Below are 18,644 nucleotides of genomic sequence, written 5' to 3'. Positions count from 1 at the left end.
AACGTGGGTGTAATTTTGTATCTACATGATCCGACTACATCGGATGTATTTTAGTCCTTTTGCTTATGGCTGTCTATGCTTCTGCATGGTAATACAACACTAAATGTTTAGAATAGTCTTGATATTGTCGGTCATATAAAAATAAATTTATTTATTTTCTTGACAACTCAATAGAGGCATTGTAAGATTAAACAATACCGGAATGAGTATGAACATCATAATTCGCTATATCAATATATATAAGCAGTTAGTGTTTTCATTTATAGATTTATCGATAGATGGATAAGTGTGTTTACTATTGATTGACGGAATGGTGGTTGCGCTTTTTTCGGTGTATGTAATATAAGGAGGCACTGTAACATGAAAATTATTTTTTATGGCGTACGTGATGTCGAACGGCCTATCTTTGAGGCGGTAAATAAGAAATTCGGGTACGAAATGACGTTAATTCCCGAATATTTAACCGACGAGGCGACCGCCAAAAAGGCTGCAGGGCATGACGTTGTCGTATTACGCGGAAACTGCTTTGCGACAAAGGAGCGGTTAGATATCTACAAAGAGCTTGGCGTTAAATACGTATTGACCCGAACGGTGGGTGTTAACCATATCGATATACCATACGCAAAAGAACTAGGCTTTAAAATGGCTTATGTGCCGTTCTATTCTCCAAATGCAATCGCGGAACTGGCACTGACTTTGGCAATGACGCTATTGAGGAATGTTACCTATACCGGAAACAAAACAAAAGATAAGAACTTTATCGTCGACAAGCAGATGTTCTCGCGCGAAGTACGGAATTGTACGGTCGGTGTACTCGGATTGGGACGAATCGGTATGACGGCAGCCAAACTGTTTAAGGGCTTAGGTGCAAATGTTATCGGCTTTGATATTTTCCCGAAAACCGGGGTGGAGGACATCGTAACGCAGATGTCTCTGGATGAAGTGCTTGCAAAGTCCGATATTATCACGCTCCATGCTCCGTATATTAAGGAAAACGGGAAGATCATCACGAAAGAAGCAATTGCTAAGATGAAGAATAACGTCATCCTTATTAATACAGGGCGGGGAGAGCTTGTCGATACCGATGCGCTGGTCGAAGGGCTGGAAAGTGGAAAGATATATGGCGCAGGTATCGATACGTTGGAAAATGAGGTTGAAATTTTCTTTAAAGATTTCAAAGGTAAGACCTTGCCTGTGCCTGCTTTCGAAAAACTGATCGATATGTATCCGAAGGTTATCATTACGCCGCACGTAGGTTCCTATACCGATGAGGCTGCATTGAATATGATCGAAACAACTTTTGATAACATAAAAGAATATCTCGACACCGGAGATTGTAAAAATAAAATCCAGTAATTCGCTGCATAGTGTGCTACAGTAAATGCATCTGTATGAGGAGGTAATAAAGATGATTACATTTACGTTTGATATGTATCTAACGTTGGGACTGGCGATCATACTGTACCTGTTGGGAAGCGGTATTAAAGCAAAAGTCGGGTTTTTGCAGAAATACTATATTCCTGCGCCGGTTATCGGAGGAACGCTGTTTTCAATTGTAATGTTGATAGGCCATAATCTGGGACTGTTTACATTTACTTTTGACGGAAATTTAAAGAATTTCTTTATGGTTGTGTTCTTTACCAGCGTCGGATTTTTGGCGAGTGTTTCCGCATTGAAAAAGGGCGGCATTGCAACGCTCCTGTTCTTGGCCGCAGCGGCAGTGCTCTGTGTTGTGCAAGACGGTGTCGGCATCGCTTTGGCAAAAGTGTTCGGGCTTAATCCCGGTATCGGTTTGGCGGCGGGTTCAATCCCATTGACAGGCGGACATGGTACGTCGGGCGCTTTCGGCCCTTATTTGGAAGAACGGGGTGTTTCAGGCGCTACGGTTGTCGCAATTGCCTCGGCAACGTATGGCTTGGTAGCAGGCTGTTTACTCGGCGGGCCGATTGCAAAACGCTTAAAGGATAAGCACAACCTTGTGTGCAAAGAAGGAAACGCAAAAGAGGCTCAACAGCAAGCTGAGAATGAAGAGACTCTCGCTCAGAAAGCTACTATGACCGAGAAATCTTTCTTTAAAGCAGCTTGTATGATCGGTATTGCAATGGGTGTCGGTGGTCTTATTACGCCGCTTATTAAAAAAGCGGGATTGTCTTTACCGGCATATCTTATTCCGATGCTTCTTGCTGCTATTATGCGTAATATTGTAGATGCAACGCCTAACAAAACGCCTATCGACGAAATCGGTATTATCGGAAGCGTATGCCTTTCCTTCTTCTTGGCTATTGCATTGATGTCAATGAAGTTGTGGGAGTTGGCAGACTTGGCAATTCCGCTTATCGTTATCCTGCTGGTGCAGACTGTTGTTATGGGCTTGTTTGCCTATTTCGTTACTTTCAACCTTATGGGACGGGATTACGATGCAGCGGTTATGGCAACCGGCCACTGCGGTTTCGGTATGGGAGCTACTCCGAACGCTATTGCAAACATGGAAGCCTTTACTTCCGTAAACGGTTTCTCGACGAAGGCTTTCTTGGCTGTTCCGCTCGTAGGTTCGCTGTTTATCGACTTTGTTAATGCGTTTATTATTCAGACCTTTACCAGCATCTTCGTCGGATAATTTTGACGGGAACCTATCTATTGTGAGGGGGCTTCTAAAAATCGAACCAAACTTTTAGAGATACCCTAGAACAGATGAAAAGTGCTTTGCTGTCTCGACAGTGAAGCACTTTTTGTATTATGATAGTGATAAAGCTATTATCCGGGATGCTTTTTCAAGCTATTTATTCCTTATAGGAGGTATGAATGATCACAACAGAGTACATAAGCTTTGTTACGAGCTTGTTGTCATCTTTGCTTGGGCTTGGTATTGTGTTTTTATCTCTAATCTTCTTAGCGATTTACGTTATGATTGTTTCGAAAGTTATTTCGGGCTTAGAGAAAAAATTACCTACCAAACCTCAAGCAGCCCCTGCAACAGCGACCCCTACAGCCGTGAATACAAAGTCTTCAGCGGGTGCCGAAGCGGTAAAAGTTGCAGTTATTGCAGCCGCTATTAGCGAAGAAAGGCGCGAGCCTTTGAATTCATTCGTAATTACGAGTATTAAGAAACTATAGATCATAAAGAGAAGGAGTGTTTCGTATGAATTATGTAGTCACTGTAAACGGTGAGAAATATGAAGTTGAAGTGGAAAGAGTCGGGAGCGGCTCTTCATCTTTATCACGGCGTCCTCCAGAGCGGGTGTCTCGCGCCATTCAAGCAGCTCCCGTTGCTCAACCTGTTACCCCGCAACCCGCGGTACCTACGTCGGCTCCCACAGCTTCTGCCGGTTCCGTAGTCAGCCCGATGCCCGGCACCGTCCTTGATGTAAAAGTAAAAGAAGGCGATGCAGTTTCCGTCGGTCAAGTGGTTGTTATTTTGGAAGCCATGAAGATGGAAACCGAAATCGTATCCGAAGTTGCCGGTTCCGTGGCTGCTGTCAGGGTAAAGAAAGGAGATGCCGTCGATACTGATACCGTATTGGTAGAGGTTAAATAAGGGGCACTGCATGGAATTCATTAAGGTTATAGGGGCGATGATGCAACAATCAGGCTTTGCTGCGTTGACATGGCAGCAGCTTGTGATGTTTCTCATCTCGTTCGTTTTAATTTATTTAGCTATCGTCAAGCAGTTTGAACCGTTGCTGCTGTTGCCGATTGCTTTCGGTATGTTTTTGACGAATTTACCGTTAGCGGATTTGATGAAGGAAGCAGAGCCTTGGTATACGTCCGGTGTACTGCGGATTATTTATAGCGGTATCAAGAGTAACCTCTTCCCATGCTTAATATTCATGGGGATAGGTGCAATGACCGATTTCGGGCCGCTTATCGCCAACCCTATTAGCTTGTTGCTCGGAGCGGCGGCGCAGTTCGGCATTTATATCACCTTTATGGCTGCCAGTGCTTTACCGATTTTTACGGCAAAGCAGGCTGCCGCTATTGCTATTATTGGCGGCGCCGATGGTCCTACTTCTATTTATATTGCAAACAACTTAGCCCCCGAACTGCTGGCGCCGATCGCCGTTGCAGCGTATTCGTATATGGCGCTGATTCCGTTGATTCAGCCGCCGATTATGAAGCTATTAACCACCAAAAAAGAGCGTGCTGTTAAGATGAAACAGTTGCGGAAGGTAAGTAAGACGGAAAAAATTGTATTCCCGATCGGAACGGTTTTATTTACCTCGTTGTTGCTACCTTCGGTTGCTCCACTGCTTGGCATGCTGATGTTAGGCAATATCTTTAGAGAATCCGGTGTTGTACAGCGCTTATCCGATACGGCTCAAAACGCATTGATCAATATTGTTACGATTATGCTTGGTGTTACCGTCGGCGCTACGGCAAACGGAGAGTTGTTTCTGCGAGTGCAAACGATTAGCATTATCTTTATGGGATTGTTTGCGTTCTGCATGTCGACGGTCGGCGGTGTTTTGCTCGGAAAGCTTTTGTATGTTGTTACCGGTGGAAAAATCAACCCATTAATCGGTTCTGCCGGTGTTTCCGCCGTGCCGATGGCTGCGCGTGTTTCGCAAACGGTAGGCGCATCCGAAAATCCGACGAACTTCTTGCTCATGCATGCGATGGGGCCGAATGTGGCCGGTGTTATCGGTTCTGCGGTTGCGGCCGGTTATTTTATGTTGATCTTTGGAAAGTAATAATGCAGAGGGAATACCGATGTTATCGGCGTTCCCTCTCTGTATGAATGGAGCTTATCGCTGGAAAATAATTTTTGCGATTGCCTCTATTTCATTAGAACGTACATATAGTTGGAAGGAGATGTATTATGAGTAAGGTTATGTCATTGCACGACGCAATTAAAAAATATGTAAAATCGGGCGATGTCCTCTGCTTCGGCGGTTTTACGACGAATCGTAAGCCGTATGCTGCGGTAAACGAAATTCTGCGGCAAGGCTTAGGCAATTTTATCGGGTACTCCGGCCCGGCAGGCGGCGACTGGGATATGCTGATCGGTGAAGGAAGGGTAAAGGCCTTTATCAACTGCTATATCGCAAACTCCGGCTATACAAACGTAGCGCGTCGCTTCCGCCACGAAATAGAAAAAAACAAAAAAATGCTGCTGGAAGACTATTCGCAAGATGTACTGATGCTGATGCTTCATGCATCTTCCCTCGGACTCCCGTATCTTCCGGTACGGCTGATGCAGGGCACTGACTTGGTAAACAAATGGGGTATCAGTAAAGAAGAGCGTGCAAAAGATCCGCGCCTTCCCAATGATAAATTGGTTGAGGTGGAAAACCCCTTCAATCCCGGTGAAAAGGTTGTTGCCGTTCCTGTGCCGCGCTTGGATACTGCAATCATCCACGTGCAAAAGGCTTCTATCGAAGGAACCTGTTCCATAGAGGGTGATGAATTCCATGATATCGATATCGCGATTGCCGCAAAAAAGTGTATCGTAACATGCGAAGAGCTTGTAACCGAGGAAGAGATCAGAAAGGATCCGACTAAAAACTCGATACCCGAATTTTGTGTCGATGCAGTTGTGCATACCCCTTACGGTGCTCATCCCGCTCAGTGCTATAACTATTATGACTACGATGCAAACTTCTTTAAAATGTATGACAGCGTTACCAAAACCGAAGAAGATTTTAAGGCTTATCTACAGGAATGGGTATATGGCGTAAAAGATCATACCGAATATATCGATAAACTCGGTGCAAGCAGATTGGCAAAATTGAAGGTTGTACCGGGATTCGGTTATGCGGCACGGCTTGTAAAGGAGGATAAGTAAGATGGCAAATTATAAAAATTATACTAATAAAGAAATGCAGGCAATTACAATCGCAAAGACTATCAAAGACGGCCAGATTGTTATTGTAGGTACCGGTCTTCCTTTAATCGGAGCATCGTTGGCAAAACGGATTTTTGCTCCGCATTGTAAGTTGATTGTGGAAAGCGGTTTGATGGATTGCGCTCCGGTTGAAGTACCCCGCAGTGTCGGCGATAACCGGCTGATGGCTCACTGCGGTGTACAGTGGCCGAACGTCCGCTTTATCGGGTTTGAAGCAAACGAATGGCTCAATGATAACGATCGTATGATCGCCTTTATCGGCGGTGCACAGATTGATCCTTTCGGCAACGTAAACTCAACCTGTATCGGCGACTATCATAACCCTATTACCCGGTTTACCGGTTCCGGCGGTGCAAACGGTATCGCAACCTATTCCAACACCGTTATTATGATGCAGCACGAAAAACGACGCTTTATCGATAAAATCGACTACATCACCAGCGCCGGATGGGGAGACGGCCCCGGCGGACGTGAGAAGCTCGGTCTTCCGGGAAACAGAGGTCCGATCGCCGTTGTTACCGACCGCGGTATTCTCAAATTTGATGATAAGACCAAGCGGATGTACTTAGCGGGTTACTATCCGACCTCTTCCCCCGAAGACGTACTGGAAAATACCGGTTTTGACCTCGATGTTTCCAAAGCTGTTCTGCTTGAGGCGCCGAGCGAAGATGTTATTAAGATGATCCGCGAGGAAATCGATCCCGGGCAGGCGTTTATCAAAGTTCCTGTAGAAGAGTAAGTAGTATTGGAGGAATAGACATGGGTGATTATTCGATGCCGAACTATTTCCAAAATATGGAACAAGTTGGAAAGGAGTTGGCACATATTGATGAAGAAAATGAGAAGCTGATTAAAGACGTTGAAGAAGAAATCGGCAAACTGATAGATGAAATCCACGAAGCAGGAACGCCGACGGAGGCTATCAACGAAAAAGGGCAGATGACTGCACTACAGCGGATTGCCGACCTGATTGACGAAGGTACATGGTGTCCGTTGAACAGCCTCTATAATCCGCAGGACTTTGAAACCGCGACCGGTATCGTCAAAGGCTTGGGACGGATTAACGGAAAGTGGGCGGTCATCGTTGCTTCCGATAATAAGAAGATTGTCGGCGCGTGGGTTCCCGGGCAGGCGGAAAACTTACTGCGGGCTTCCGACACGGCAAAATGCTTGCGCATTCCGCTCGTGTATGTACTGAACTGTAGCGGAGTTAAACTCGACGAGCAGGAAAAAGTTTATGCGAACCGGCGCGGCGGTGGTACTCCGTTCTATCGGAACGTAGAACTGCAGCAGCTCGGTGTTCCCGTTATCGTCGGTATCTATGGAACAAACCCCGCGGGCGGCGGCTATCACAGTATCAGCCCGACCATCCTTATCGCACATGAGAAAGCGAATATGGCAGTCGGTGGCGCCGGCATCGTCGGCGGTATGAATCCGAAAGGCTATATCGACGAAGAGGGCGCCGAGCAGATTATCGAGGCAAGCAAAAAATCCAAGGGCGTCGATGTACCGGGAACGGTTTCCATTCACTATAATGAAACCGGCTTTTTCCGCGAGGTGTACAGCGACGAAATCGGCGTATTAGACGGTATCAAAAAATATATGGACTACCTGCCCGCCTACAATTTGGAATTTTTCCGTGTAGACGAACCGCGGGAACCGGCGCTCGATCCGAACGATCTGTATTCCATTTTGCCGATGAACCAGAAGAAGATATACAATATCTACGATATTATCGGACGGCTGGTAGATAACAGCGAATTCAGCGAGTACAAAAAAGGCTACGGTCCCGAAATGGTAACCGGACTTGCAAAAGTTGACGGGTTGTTAGTCGGCCTTGTCGCGAACTTCCAAGGCTTGCTGCTGAAGTATCCCGAATACAAACAAGGCGCAGTCGGCATCGGCGGTAAACTCTACCGGCAGGGGCTTATGAAGATGAATGAGTTCGTAACACTCTGTGCTCGCGATAAGATTCCGATTATCTGGCTGCAGGATACCACCGGTATCGACGTCGGAAACGATGCGGAAAAAGCGGAACTGCTCGGTCTGGGACAGTCGCTTATTTACTCCATTCAGAATTCCAATATTCCGCAGATGGAAGTTACGCTCCGAAAGGGTACTGCTGCGGCTCACTATGTGTTGGGCGGGCCTCAAGGCAACGATACCAATGCGTTCTCGCTCGGTACTGCGGCAACCGAAATCAATGTAATGAACGGAGAAACCGCTGCAACTGCGATGTATTGCCGTCGTTTAGTAAAAGACAAGGATGCGGGAAAGGATTTAACGCCTACCATTGAAAAGATGAATAAGCTGATTAATGAATATAAGGAAAAATCCGTTCCGCAGTATTGCGCCAAAACCGGTATGGTCGACGAAATCGTCAGTTTGTATGATATACGGGCGTATATGATCGCCTTTGCGAATTCCGTCTATCAGAACCCGAAAGCAATCTGCGCTTTCCATCAAATGCTGCTTCCGAGGGCAATCAGAGAATATAATACATTCGTTAAAAAATAGAAAAGATCTTACGGGGAACCTCTAAAAATCTTAGGTTTTAGAGGTTCCCTATTGTAATTCTCGTGATGGTTACGCAAAAAAATATTCATTATCAGGAGTTATCGAGTTATGGAAAGAATTGTTTTAAAATTGGGCATGTTCGAAACACTCATGGTTGCGGTTATCGCAATTTATGTGGGAGAGTTTCTACGTAATAAAATTCCGGTTCTCAAAAAATATTGTTTACCCGCTTCCGTTGTGGGTGGCACCTTGTTTGCGCTCCTCTCGCTATTGCTCTATTCGCTCAATATTTTTGAATTGAATTTTGATTATAAAACGGTCAATCAACTGTTCTATTGTTTATTCTTTGCTGCGAGCGGCGCTGCTGCAAGTTTGGCGCTGCTGAAAAAAGGCGGTAAGCTGGTGATTATTTTTACCGTACTGGCTGCCTTGCTTGCAGCATTGCAAAATGCTGCCGCTATCTCCGTCGGTAGCCTTTTCCATATCAGTCCCCTCATCTCTATGATGACGGGCAGTATCCCGATGACCGGTGGACATGGAAATGCCGCTTCGTTTGCGCCCATTGCCGTAGAGGCGGGCGCAACCGCGGCTATGGAAGTAGCGATTGCAGCGGCAACCTTCGGTTTGATTTCAGGTTGTATCATCGGTGGGCCGTTCGGCAACTTTATGGTTAAGCGCTTTCACCTCGAAAATCCCGAACTGGACGGTAAGGAAGAAGCTGCGGAATTAAAGGCGGAAGGTTCCGGCGGAACAGCGGGTGCTTTAGTCGACAAATACAATATGCTGCAAGCGGTGTTTATGCTCTGTATTGCATGCGGAGTCGGGCAAGTGCTGTTTTTAATATTGAAGTATTTCAAAATCAACTTTCCGATTCACGTATGCTGCATGTTTGGAGGAATTGCGACACGCCTTTTGCTTGATCTGACTTCAAAAACTAATCCGGCAAAACACAGCGTACTCTATGAAGCTTTCGATATCGTCGGTGAATTCTCGCTGGCTCTATTCGTATCGATGTCCATTATTTCTATGAAACTCTGGCAGCTTGCAGGCTTAGGCACCGCATTGATTGTATTGCTACTGGTGCAAGTTGTGCTGATTGTTGTGTTCTGTTACTTCCTTACGTTTAACCTCTTGGGGAGGAACTATGATGCGGCGGTTATGGCAGTTGGTCACATCGGGTTCGGCTTGGGTGCAGTGCCTGTTTCGATGACGACGATGCAGACGGTCTGCCGCAAGTACCGCTATTCCAAGTTGGCATTCTTTGTCGTGCCGGTCATCGGCGGTTTTATCAGTAATATTACCAATGCTATTATTATCACGAAATTCTTGGATTTGGCAAAGCACATGCTTGGTCTTTAATATGTAGGGAAACCTCTAAAAACTTCCGTTTTTAGAGGTTTCCCTTAGATTTAATCGGCAAGAGAGCGGGTATATCGTTATGAGTATATTTACAATGGGCGTGGACGTCGGTTCTACAGCTTCCAAATGTGTTATTATCAAGGATGGAAAGGATATCGTTGCAACGGCGGTTGTTCCGGTTGGAACGGGTACCAGCGGGCCCGCGCGGGTTATGAAAGGCGCATTGGATCAAGTCGGTTTTACCTCGATAGAACAGCTTGACGGAGCTATTGCAACCGGTTATGGGCGTAATTCGTTAAAGGAAGTCCCGGCACAGATGTCCGAATTGTCCTGTCATGCAAAAGGCGCTTATTTCTTGTTCCCGCGTGTTCGTACTATTATCGATATTGGCGGGCAGGATTCAAAGGCGTTAAAGCTCAGCGATAACGGTATGCTCGAAAACTTTGTTATGAACGATAAGTGTGCTGCCGGTACCGGACGCTTTCTCGATGTTATCGCAAAGGTTCTGGAAATCAATTTGGAAGACCTGGAAAAGCTTGATGAACAGTCCACCAAAGAACTGACCATCAGCTCTACCTGCACCGTTTTTGCCGAATCGGAGGTTATCTCTCAGCTGGCAAGTGGTGCAAAAATTCCCGATATCGTAAAAGGAATCCATACGGCGATTGCCAGCCGTGTCGGTAGTTTGGCCAAGCGTGTTGGCATTCAGGATGATGTTGTTATGACCGGAGGAGTTGCCCTGAATAAGGGAATGGTCCGGGCATTAGAAAGAAATATAGGATTTAAAATTCACACGAGTGAGTACTGCCAGTTAAATGGTGCAATTGGAGCCGCCCTGTTTGCATATCAAAAGTGTGGACAGGCAGCAAAATAAGTACGGTCGACGCCGGTAAATGCAAGGTCGGCGCCGGTCTACGCGGTATCTTCCACAATGCCCTTTCCGGTTTTATGGAAGATGACCGAGAGATACGAGGAGGAAACAAATGGCTCAAAAAATGGAAAAGTTACCCAACAAAACGCCACGGCCGATTGAAGGGCATAAGCCCGCAGCAGCTCTGTTACGCGATGTCGTAGATAAGGTCTATGCGAATGCGTGGGAAGCGAAACGGCGCGGTGAATTAGTCGGATGGAGTTCTTCTAAATTTCCAATTGAATTAGCGAAAGCTTTTGATCTTAACGTTGTTTATCCCGAAAACCACGCGGCGTCGACGGCTGCAAAGAAAGACGGCTTACGTCTCTGCCAAGCCGCGGAGGATATGGGCTACGATAATGATATTTGCGGGTATGCTCGCATCAGTCTTGCGTATGCCGCAGGAGAACCGACCGATTCACGCAGAATGCCGCAGCCGGATTTTTTGCTGTGCTGTAATAATATCTGCAATATGATGACAAAGTGGTACGAAAATATTGCGCGTATGCATAATATTCCGCTCATCATGGTCGACATTCCATTCTCCAATACGGTGGATGTCCCCGAAGAAAAAGTGGACTATTTGCTCGGGCAGTTTGATTATGCCATCAAGCAGCTGGAGCAATTGACCGGTAAAAAATTCGATGAAAAGAAATTTGAGGATGCCTGTGCGCGTGCAAACAGAACCGCCGCGGCATGGCTGAAAGCTTGTTCGTTTATGTCATATAAGCCGTCTCCGTTAAGCGGGTTTGACCTGTTTAACCACATGGCAGACATTGTCGCCGCCCGCTGTGAGGAAGACGCCGCTGTCGGTTTTGAACTGTTGGCACAGGAATTTGAACAATCGGTAAAAGAGAATACCTCTACATGGGAATATCCCGAAGAGCACCGTATCTTGTTTGAAGGCATTCCGTGCTGGCCGGCGCTCCGTCCCTTGTTTGACCCCTTAAAGGATAGCGGCGTTAACGTAACCGCTGTCGTATATGCTCCGGCATTCGGCTTCCGATATTCGAATATCCGTGAAATGGCCGCCGCGTACTGCAAGGCACCGTGTTCCGTCTGTATCGAAACCGGTGTTGAATGGCGCGAGACCATGGCAAAAGAAAACGGTATCAGCGGCGCTTTGGTCAACTACAACCGCAGCTGTAAACCGTGGAGCGGCGCGATGCCCGAAATTGAACGGCGCTGGAAGGAAGACCTCGGTATTCCGGTCGTCCACTTCGACGGCGATCAGGCTGATGAGCGTAACTTCTCTACGGAACAGTATAAAACACGTGTACAGGGCTTGGTAGAAATTATGGACGAGCGCAAGCAGGAGAAACAGGCGAAGGGCGAGGACGTCTATACCAACTTTAAAAACACTAAAGAGACCGATTGGTCGAAGCCGACGTTGGAGTAGGGGAGGACAGTATGGAAACAATCAAAGAATTATTGGAACAATTTAAATATTTGGCAAACAATCCGCGGAAGCAGCTGGATAAATACCTTGCAGCAGGGAAAAAAGCCGTCGGTATTTTCCCGTACTACGCACCCGAAGAGATTGTCTATGCGGCAGGTATCGCACCGTTCGGCGTATGGGGTGGTCAAGGCCCCATCGAGCGGGCAAAGGAATACTTCCCGACATTCTATTACTCGCTGGCATTGCGCTGTTTGGAAATGGCCTTGGACGGTACCCTCGACGGGCTTTCCGCTTCAATGCTGACAACGCTGGATGACACCCTTCGTCCGCTTTCTCAGAACTACAAGGTGAGCGCCGGACGGAAAATTCCGATGATCTTCATCAATCACGGTCAGCACCGTAAAGAGGACTTCGGCAAGAAGTACAACGCACGTATCTTTACCAAGGCAAAGGAAGAGCTGGAGAAAATCTGCGGCGTTAAAGTAACCGATGAGAACTTAAAGAAAGCGTTCAAAGTGTATAACGAAAACAGGGCTGAAAAGCGCCGGTTTATCAAGCTCGCCGCGGCTCATCCGCAGAGCATAAAGGCTTCCGACCGCTGCTATGTGCTGAAAAGTTCATACTTCATGCTGAAAGACGAACACACCGAACTGCTCAAAAAGCTGAACGCCTTGCTCGAAGCCTTGCCGGAAGAAAAATGGGACGGCGTTCGGGTGGTTACCAGCGGTGTTATTACCGATAACCCCGGCTTGCTGGATATCTTAGATTCCTACAAGGTCTGTGTTGTTGCCGATGACGTTGCGCATGAATCCCGTGCGTTGAAGGTTGATATCGATCTTTCCATCGACGATCCGATGCTGGCACTTGCCGATCAATTTGCCCGTATGGATGAGGATCCGCTTCTCTATGATCCTGATTTGACAAAGCGTCCTGCGTATGTGGTGAAACTGGCAAAGGACAACAAGGCTGACGGATGCCTCCTCTTTATGCTCAACTTTGATGATACGGAAGAGATGGAATATCCTTCGCTCAAGCAAGCATTCAGTGAAGCAAAAATCCCGTTGATTAAAGTCGGTTATGATCAGCAGATGTCGGACTTCGGGCAGGTAAAAACACAGCTCGAAACATTCAACGAGATTGTACAGCTCAATCGGATGTAAGGGGGTAGCAGTATGAGTGAAAATGTATGGGAAAATGATGATTTTATTTTTAAAGGCGCCGAATTAAAGGGCATGACACAGAAGGGAAAGGATAAGGTAAAAGCACAAGGGCTTACCGATTTGACCATTCCGGCGACAGCTCCGGACGGGACTCCTATTACACGGATCGGCGACAATGCATTTTACCGCAGGGGTTTAACCTCCGTTGTTATCCCCGACACGGTAGAGAGCATCGGCTATGATGCTTTCGGTGTGTGTAAATTGACTTCGGTTAAATTGCCGAGTGCGTTGAAGGATATCGAAGGCTTTGCTTTTTACCGGAACGGTCTTAAAGAAGTTACCTTCGGGGGTAAGGAAACAAAGATTGAGCCGAGCGCCTTTGCATTAAATGCGTTGACGGAACTCAACTTGCCCGAAACCCTCGAGCTGATTGATACTTCATCCTTCTACAAGAATGAGCTGACGGCAGTCAAGATTCCTGCATCGGTGAAGAAAATCAATATGTACGCTTTTTTGAAGAACAACATCAAAGAAGTGGAAATCCCCAAATCGGTGGAATTTTTGCATGCACATGCATTTGAACCGACTACCGAAGTAAAAAAATAAAAAGCACTCTACTTTCAATGTCTTTTTCCCGATATGCATCCGTGTATGTCGGGAATGAGCGCTGTAACCATATCATGGGAATCGCTAAAAACTTACATAACGCCTTCTTTTCTAACAGACGGGCAAACGCATCAGACAGGTAAATTAAAATCCGCAGAATAATGAGGGCTGTGAGACCATTTGAACCGCGAAGAGGTTCAACTCTGGTTGAACAGCCCCATTATTCTGCAGGGTATAATATGAAGTGTCTGATGCGTTTGCCTAGGCTTAATATTGACAGTACCGCTTTTAAAATTGTAATATTGATTATCAATTTTAGGCGCTATACTTTGATGTGAGGAGTTGTATATGAAAAAAGCTGTGTCATACAAGCATTCAAAACAGCGGGAAGCACTGTTCAACCTTTTAAGTTCTACTAATACGCATCCTACGGCGGCATGGCTGTATGATCAGCTGCGAAAGGATTTTCCACATCTGAGTCAAGGAACCGTGTATCGCAATTTGAATATTCTTGCCGAACAGAAACGGATTAAGGTCATCAATGTTGACGGCACCTTTGCTCATTTTGATGCGGATATGAGTGTGCATAATCATGTTATCTGTACACGGTGCGGCAAGGTGGAAGATGCTTTTATGCCGTCCGATGAACACTGTGATCAAAAAGCTGCGGAGATTAGCGGTTATCGTATTGATTCACATCGCTTTGATTTTTTTGGACTTTGCCCTGAGTGCCAGTGTCTTGAACATGATTGAGTTCTATAGTAATTTATCTATGCGAAAAGCTTTCGCACTAGACAAACTTCTTTAAGAGCTCTATGAGTTTTTTAAATGTCTGAATATCCGTTTAGAAATGGAGGTTATAATGAATAAAACACTGAAAACATTGTTTTATATTCTTGGTGTTTGTGTTCTATTATTCGGTTTCGGTGCATGTGCATCTAACAAACCTAAGCCGGAGCAAAAACCTGAATCGGTAAAGCCTGCTGACTCGGAGAAAAACGAAGAACAGGTAAAGACAGCTCGTCTACTGGATGAGATGGCAAAGGCTCGCGCTGAAGCGGTTAACGTCAAAGCAGATACGACTTATCCTACGCAGTTTAAATCAGCCGACGATACGGCGGCCGAAGCAAGAAAGAGTTATGAATCAAATAACCTTGCTGAAGCACAGGAAAAGGCTCAGAGAGCTACTGATCAGTATCGTACTTTGACTAATCGAATGAAGATATCCGAGTTAAAGTCGAAGATCGATAAAAATAACTTTGCGGCCTATGATGCAGACAGCTATAAAAAAGCGCAGGATTTATCTGCAAAGATACCCGGTCTTTATGAGCCCGATCCGGCAAAAGCTTTTGAAACCTCTGAGGAAGCACTGGGTTACTATGAAAAGGTAAAAGAAGCCGGTTTTGCTTCGATGATGAACGATGCAAAAAAGAAGGCAGATGAAGCGCGTTCCCGTGCCGATTCGGTTAAAGCAGCCGTGGCGATGAAAGATCCGTATGCAAAAACGGTGAATCGTTATCGTGCAGCAGGAATCGCTGCCGGCAATAAGAAATACGAACAAGCATATACAGGGTATATGACTGCTTCCGATGAGTTTAACGATATCTATGAAAAGGTGAAGGTTAAACGTGCGCAAGCAAATGACGCTATGGAACGAGCAAAAGCTCGCCAGGAAGCCAGCAGCAAGCTTGCAAAAGAAGCCGACCGCGAAGCGCCATTGCCGGAAAATGCGGAAGGTTTTTCCGAAGAACCGGTTAACCTTGATGAATTACAGCGTTCTACAGATACCGGCAATGCAGCGTCATCCGGTAACGGGAGGTAACCTATGAAAAAGACAGCTATTCTCTGTACCGTATTCTTTGTATTAGGAGCTGTGTTACTGTTTGCCGTATCCTATGATAATAATGAATATCAACGAAAAAGCCGAGCTTATTCCGAATTGGCGCGGCGGGCATATAGTGAAGGTGATTATGATGCTTCGATAGAGTATTCACGGCTCGCTGAAGAGAATGCCCAAAAATCAGCCGATTATATTCAGTATATGCTCGCCCGTGTCGAAGCTGAACAAGCAATGAATAGGGCACGTACCCGCTATACATGGGCGAAGAATAACAAGGCTGAAGAGAAATACCCTGAGGCATTTAAGACGGCAACCGAAGCTTTACAGGCAGGAAATACCGCATTTGGGAATAAAGACTTTGATGTTGCGGTTGTCTGTGCGAAAAAAGTTTTGGATGCGCTTGCTGTGGTTACGGGTGATGAATCTTCGTTTGCAACCCTTCCGGCTCAATACCGTATCCGCACATGGCGCGGCGAACGGGATTGTTTATGGAATATTGCGAAAGATAAGGCTATTTATGACAATCCGTATCTGTGGCGAAAACTGTATGAAGCAAACAAGAATAAATTGCCTGACCCCAATAACCCTGATTGGGTTGAGCCCGGTATTATTTTGACAATCCCGAGTCTCCGCGGTGAAAAACGCGACGGTATGTACGATCCCGCGGTAACGTATGAAAAGCTACCATCCGGCAAAAAGTAAAAAATAATCAGATAGGAACCTCTAAAAACTGCAAGCTTATCGGCTTTTTCTGTAGGGGATAGCTATTATATCCACTAATGCGAGTTGCAAAACAGTTTTTAGAGGTTTTCTTTTATTTAATTGTTAATTGGTTTTGAATTTGGAAACCTCGTTCGCCAGATTCTCAATACTCCGCTTATTCTTCTGCGTTATTTCGCGGACATCTTGTACCGTATTGTTAATTTGCATTACCCCGGACGCCATCTCATTCATACTATCAGTGATCACACGGGTTAAATTATCCAGTTTCCGCATTTCTTCGGCGACGCCCTCACCTCCTTTGAGCATTTCCTCCGAACCGGCTTGTACTTCTGTTGTAATCATATTGATATTTTTGATAGCCGTAAGTACTTCCTTGCTGCCGTGTTCCTGCTCTCTCATCGATTCGGTAAGGCGGTTGCTCATCTCCTTTACCTGTTCAGCAAGGTTAAAGATGATGTTGAATTTCTCTTCCACCGTTTTAGAAGAAGTGGATAACGTATCGATTTCACCGGATAAGGTTTTCAGTGTTGTTGTAATGGTCTTTCCTTGTACGGAAGATTCTTCGGCCAACTTTCTGATTTCATCGGCAACAACAGCAAAACCTTTCCCCGATTCTCCTGCATGAGCGGCTTCGATTGCAGCGTTCATTGCGAGCAAATTCGTCTGTGATGCAATATGCTGAATAACACTGCTCGCTTCCATCAATGAACCCGATTCTTCGGCTATTTTCTGTGTTACGGTGTTCGAGGTTACGAGTGTCGCTTTGCCGTCACCGGTTGCAACGGTAAGATTGTTGATAACATCATCGGTTTTGCTGAGTGTCTGCCCGATGGAAGCGATATTTGCAACCATCTCTTCTACGGAAGAAGACGATTGTGCGACGCTGGCTGTCTGCATTTCGATGCTGGTATTAAGCTGTTTAATGGTGCGGACAATTTCTTCTACCGTTGCTGCAGTTTCGGTAACGCTCGCTGCCTGTGTAAGGGCTTGCTGTTTTACTCCGTCGATATTTACACTGATTTCATTTACGGCGCTGGCCGTTTCGGTCATATTGGAAGCAAGCTCATTGCCGACTCCTTCCATTATTTTACTATTTGTACCGACAACCTGTATTGAAGCACCGATCTTTGCGATCGTTTCATTAAAGTATTCTGACATATCGGTAATCTCGTCATTACCGATAACCGGCAATCTTACTGTTAGATCGCCTTCGCCCTGGGCGATATTTTTTAAAGCGTATACTGCTCTTTGTATCGGCTTTATAATCGTACGGGTAACAAAATAAATGATAACAACCGCGAGAATCAATATGAGTATGCCGAGACCGAGCATGGTTATACGCAACGTTTGAACAACCCCCATAAATTCCTCGACCGGAGCTGAAATAATAACAATCCAACCGGTTGTCTTCATTACGGCATAAGAACCTATTTTGCTTATCCCTTTGAATTCATAGAAGCCGACGGAAGATTGGTTGGTTTCCAGCGCCATTTTTTCAAACGCAGCGATAGAACTCAGACTATCATCGGACTTCGCTTTTTCGCTATGATTGGTCATCTGTTCTACAAAACTGAAATCAGGATGCGCGATAATGTTTCCCGTAGTGCCGAGTATACAACAGTAACCGTTTTTACCGATGGTAATATCATTTATTTGGTTTGACAGTACACCGGCTTTTACCGTTGCGAGAAGAACGCCGACCACCGTCCGGTTATCGTCATAGATGGGAACTGTAAATACAAATACCAGTTCTTCATCCAAACGGGATATAACCGGTTCTTCGACAAATGGTTTACCTTGTGCAGCAACTTGGAAATAAGCTCTGTCGGAAACATCGATTATTTTCCCCGTGTTTGTATGGCGTCGGCCGCTCATGTCGCATAAATCCATTCTGTGAATATTATCGTTGAATGCAGCTTCTTTTGCCAAAAATGCCGTTTTTTCTTGATACGAAACAGCGGGATCCCGCAATATCGGTGTACGAGCGAGACCTTCAAATAATTGCCAAAAAGCGGTAACTTGCTTGTCGATAATTCCAGCTGTATCGGATGCTTTATCGATAAGATGATCTTCGATCCCTTTGGTTACAGCCAGACGAGCCGTATGTACGGCAAGTATGATTTCAGCCAAAGAAGCTGCTGCAATTAACGCACCGAAAATAATCATGAGCTTATAGCGAAGAGAAAAACGTTTTTTCATTGTGAACCTCCATATAATTCATAATTAAAAATCATGAATTATCGTTGTATGTGTTGATTATCAATTAGAAAAAGGTGGTTTCCGTATCT

At 45.7% G+C, this 18,644-nt stretch carries 17 protein-coding genes; 16 read left to right on the top strand and 1 reads right to left on the bottom strand.

Features of this window, described 5'->3' with window-relative positions; genetic code table 11:
* Positions 1–360 precede the first annotated feature (360 nt).
* From E4N69_RS09230 to E4N69_RS09155, 16 genes are all read left to right on the top strand, one after another.
* Positions 361–1,356, top strand: coding sequence for a 2-hydroxyacid dehydrogenase (locus E4N69_RS09230; RefSeq protein ID WP_253714169.1), 996 nt, complete (start codon positions 361–363; stop codon positions 1,354–1,356).
* A 52-nt stretch (positions 1,357–1,408) separates the two neighbouring features.
* Entirely contained in the window at positions 1,409–2,617 is a 1,209-nt protein-coding gene (gltS, locus tag E4N69_RS09225) for a sodium/glutamate symporter (protein WP_162664026.1), read from the top strand.
* 185 nt (positions 2,618–2,802) lie between these two features.
* Positions 2,803–3,114: an OadG family transporter subunit gene (locus tag E4N69_RS09220; protein ID WP_162664025.1), complete on the top strand. Its 312-nt coding sequence runs from the start codon at positions 2,803–2,805 to the stop codon at positions 3,112–3,114.
* A gap of 25 nt (positions 3,115–3,139) precedes the next feature.
* On the top strand, positions 3,140–3,535 hold the full coding sequence (locus E4N69_RS09215; protein ID WP_162664024.1) for a biotin/lipoyl-containing protein: 396 nt from the start codon (positions 3,140–3,142) through the stop codon (positions 3,533–3,535).
* A gap of 10 nt (positions 3,536–3,545) precedes the next feature.
* Positions 3,546–4,688, top strand: coding sequence for a sodium ion-translocating decarboxylase subunit beta (locus E4N69_RS09210; RefSeq protein ID WP_253714167.1), 1,143 nt, complete (start codon positions 3,546–3,548; stop codon positions 4,686–4,688).
* Positions 4,689–4,816: 128 nt separating this feature from the next.
* Positions 4,817–5,782, top strand: a complete 966-nt coding sequence (gctA, locus tag E4N69_RS09205) for a glutaconate CoA-transferase subunit A (protein WP_253714166.1) — start codon at positions 4,817–4,819, stop codon at positions 5,780–5,782.
* Between the two features lies 1 nt (position 5,783).
* Positions 5,784–6,581, top strand: a complete 798-nt coding sequence (gctB, locus tag E4N69_RS09200) for a glutaconate CoA-transferase subunit B (protein ID WP_253714165.1) — start codon at positions 5,784–5,786, stop codon at positions 6,579–6,581.
* A 20-nt stretch (positions 6,582–6,601) separates the two neighbouring features.
* Positions 6,602–8,359, top strand: a complete 1,758-nt coding sequence (locus E4N69_RS09195) for an acyl-CoA carboxylase subunit beta (protein ID WP_253714164.1) — start codon at positions 6,602–6,604, stop codon at positions 8,357–8,359.
* 108 nt (positions 8,360–8,467) lie between these two features.
* On the top strand, positions 8,468–9,718 hold the full coding sequence (locus E4N69_RS09190; protein WP_253714163.1) for a sodium/glutamate symporter: 1,251 nt from the start codon (positions 8,468–8,470) through the stop codon (positions 9,716–9,718).
* Between the two features lie 79 nt (positions 9,719–9,797).
* Positions 9,798–10,592 (top strand): acyl-CoA dehydratase activase, encoded by a 795-nt coding sequence (locus E4N69_RS09185; RefSeq protein ID WP_253823632.1) that lies wholly within the window; start codon positions 9,798–9,800, stop codon positions 10,590–10,592.
* 109 nt (positions 10,593–10,701) lie between these two features.
* On the top strand, positions 10,702–12,027 hold the full coding sequence (locus E4N69_RS09180; RefSeq protein WP_162664019.1) for a 2-hydroxyacyl-CoA dehydratase subunit D: 1,326 nt from the start codon (positions 10,702–10,704) through the stop codon (positions 12,025–12,027).
* A gap of 11 nt (positions 12,028–12,038) precedes the next feature.
* Positions 12,039–13,187: a 2-hydroxyacyl-CoA dehydratase subunit D gene (locus E4N69_RS09175; RefSeq protein ID WP_162664018.1), complete on the top strand. Its 1,149-nt coding sequence runs from the start codon at positions 12,039–12,041 to the stop codon at positions 13,185–13,187.
* 12 nt (positions 13,188–13,199) lie between these two features.
* A complete protein-coding gene (locus tag E4N69_RS09170) occupies positions 13,200–13,793 on the top strand; it encodes a leucine-rich repeat domain-containing protein (protein WP_253823631.1) in 594 nt (197 codons plus the stop codon).
* A 348-nt stretch (positions 13,794–14,141) separates the two neighbouring features.
* The gene (locus tag E4N69_RS09165; RefSeq protein WP_253714160.1) at positions 14,142–14,546 is read left to right on the top strand and encodes a Fur family transcriptional regulator; all 405 of its coding nucleotides are present in this window, start codon (positions 14,142–14,144) and stop codon (positions 14,544–14,546) included.
* Positions 14,547–14,655: 109 nt separating this feature from the next.
* Positions 14,656–15,615 carry a hypothetical protein gene (locus tag E4N69_RS09160; RefSeq protein WP_162664016.1) on the top strand — a complete coding sequence of 320 codons (960 nt, stop codon included), beginning with the start codon at positions 14,656–14,658 and terminating at the stop codon, positions 15,613–15,615.
* A gap of 3 nt (positions 15,616–15,618) precedes the next feature.
* Positions 15,619–16,335: a DUF4398 domain-containing protein gene (locus E4N69_RS09155; protein ID WP_162664015.1), complete on the top strand. Its 717-nt coding sequence runs from the start codon at positions 15,619–15,621 to the stop codon at positions 16,333–16,335.
* 123 nt (positions 16,336–16,458) lie between these two features.
* Here E4N69_RS09155 and E4N69_RS09150 read toward each other — a convergent pair whose 3' ends face one another.
* Positions 16,459–18,555, bottom strand: a complete 2,097-nt coding sequence (locus E4N69_RS09150) for a methyl-accepting chemotaxis protein (protein ID WP_162664014.1) — start codon at positions 18,553–18,555, stop codon at positions 16,459–16,461.
* Positions 18,556–18,644 lie beyond the last annotated feature (89 nt).

It is taken from the genome of Treponema sp. OMZ 906 (assembly GCF_024181185.1).
Classification (GTDB): Bacteria; Spirochaetota; Spirochaetia; order Treponematales; family Treponemataceae; genus Treponema.
Note: the sequence above shows the minus strand (reverse complement) of the source record. Positions and strands in the feature narration are given on the sequence as shown.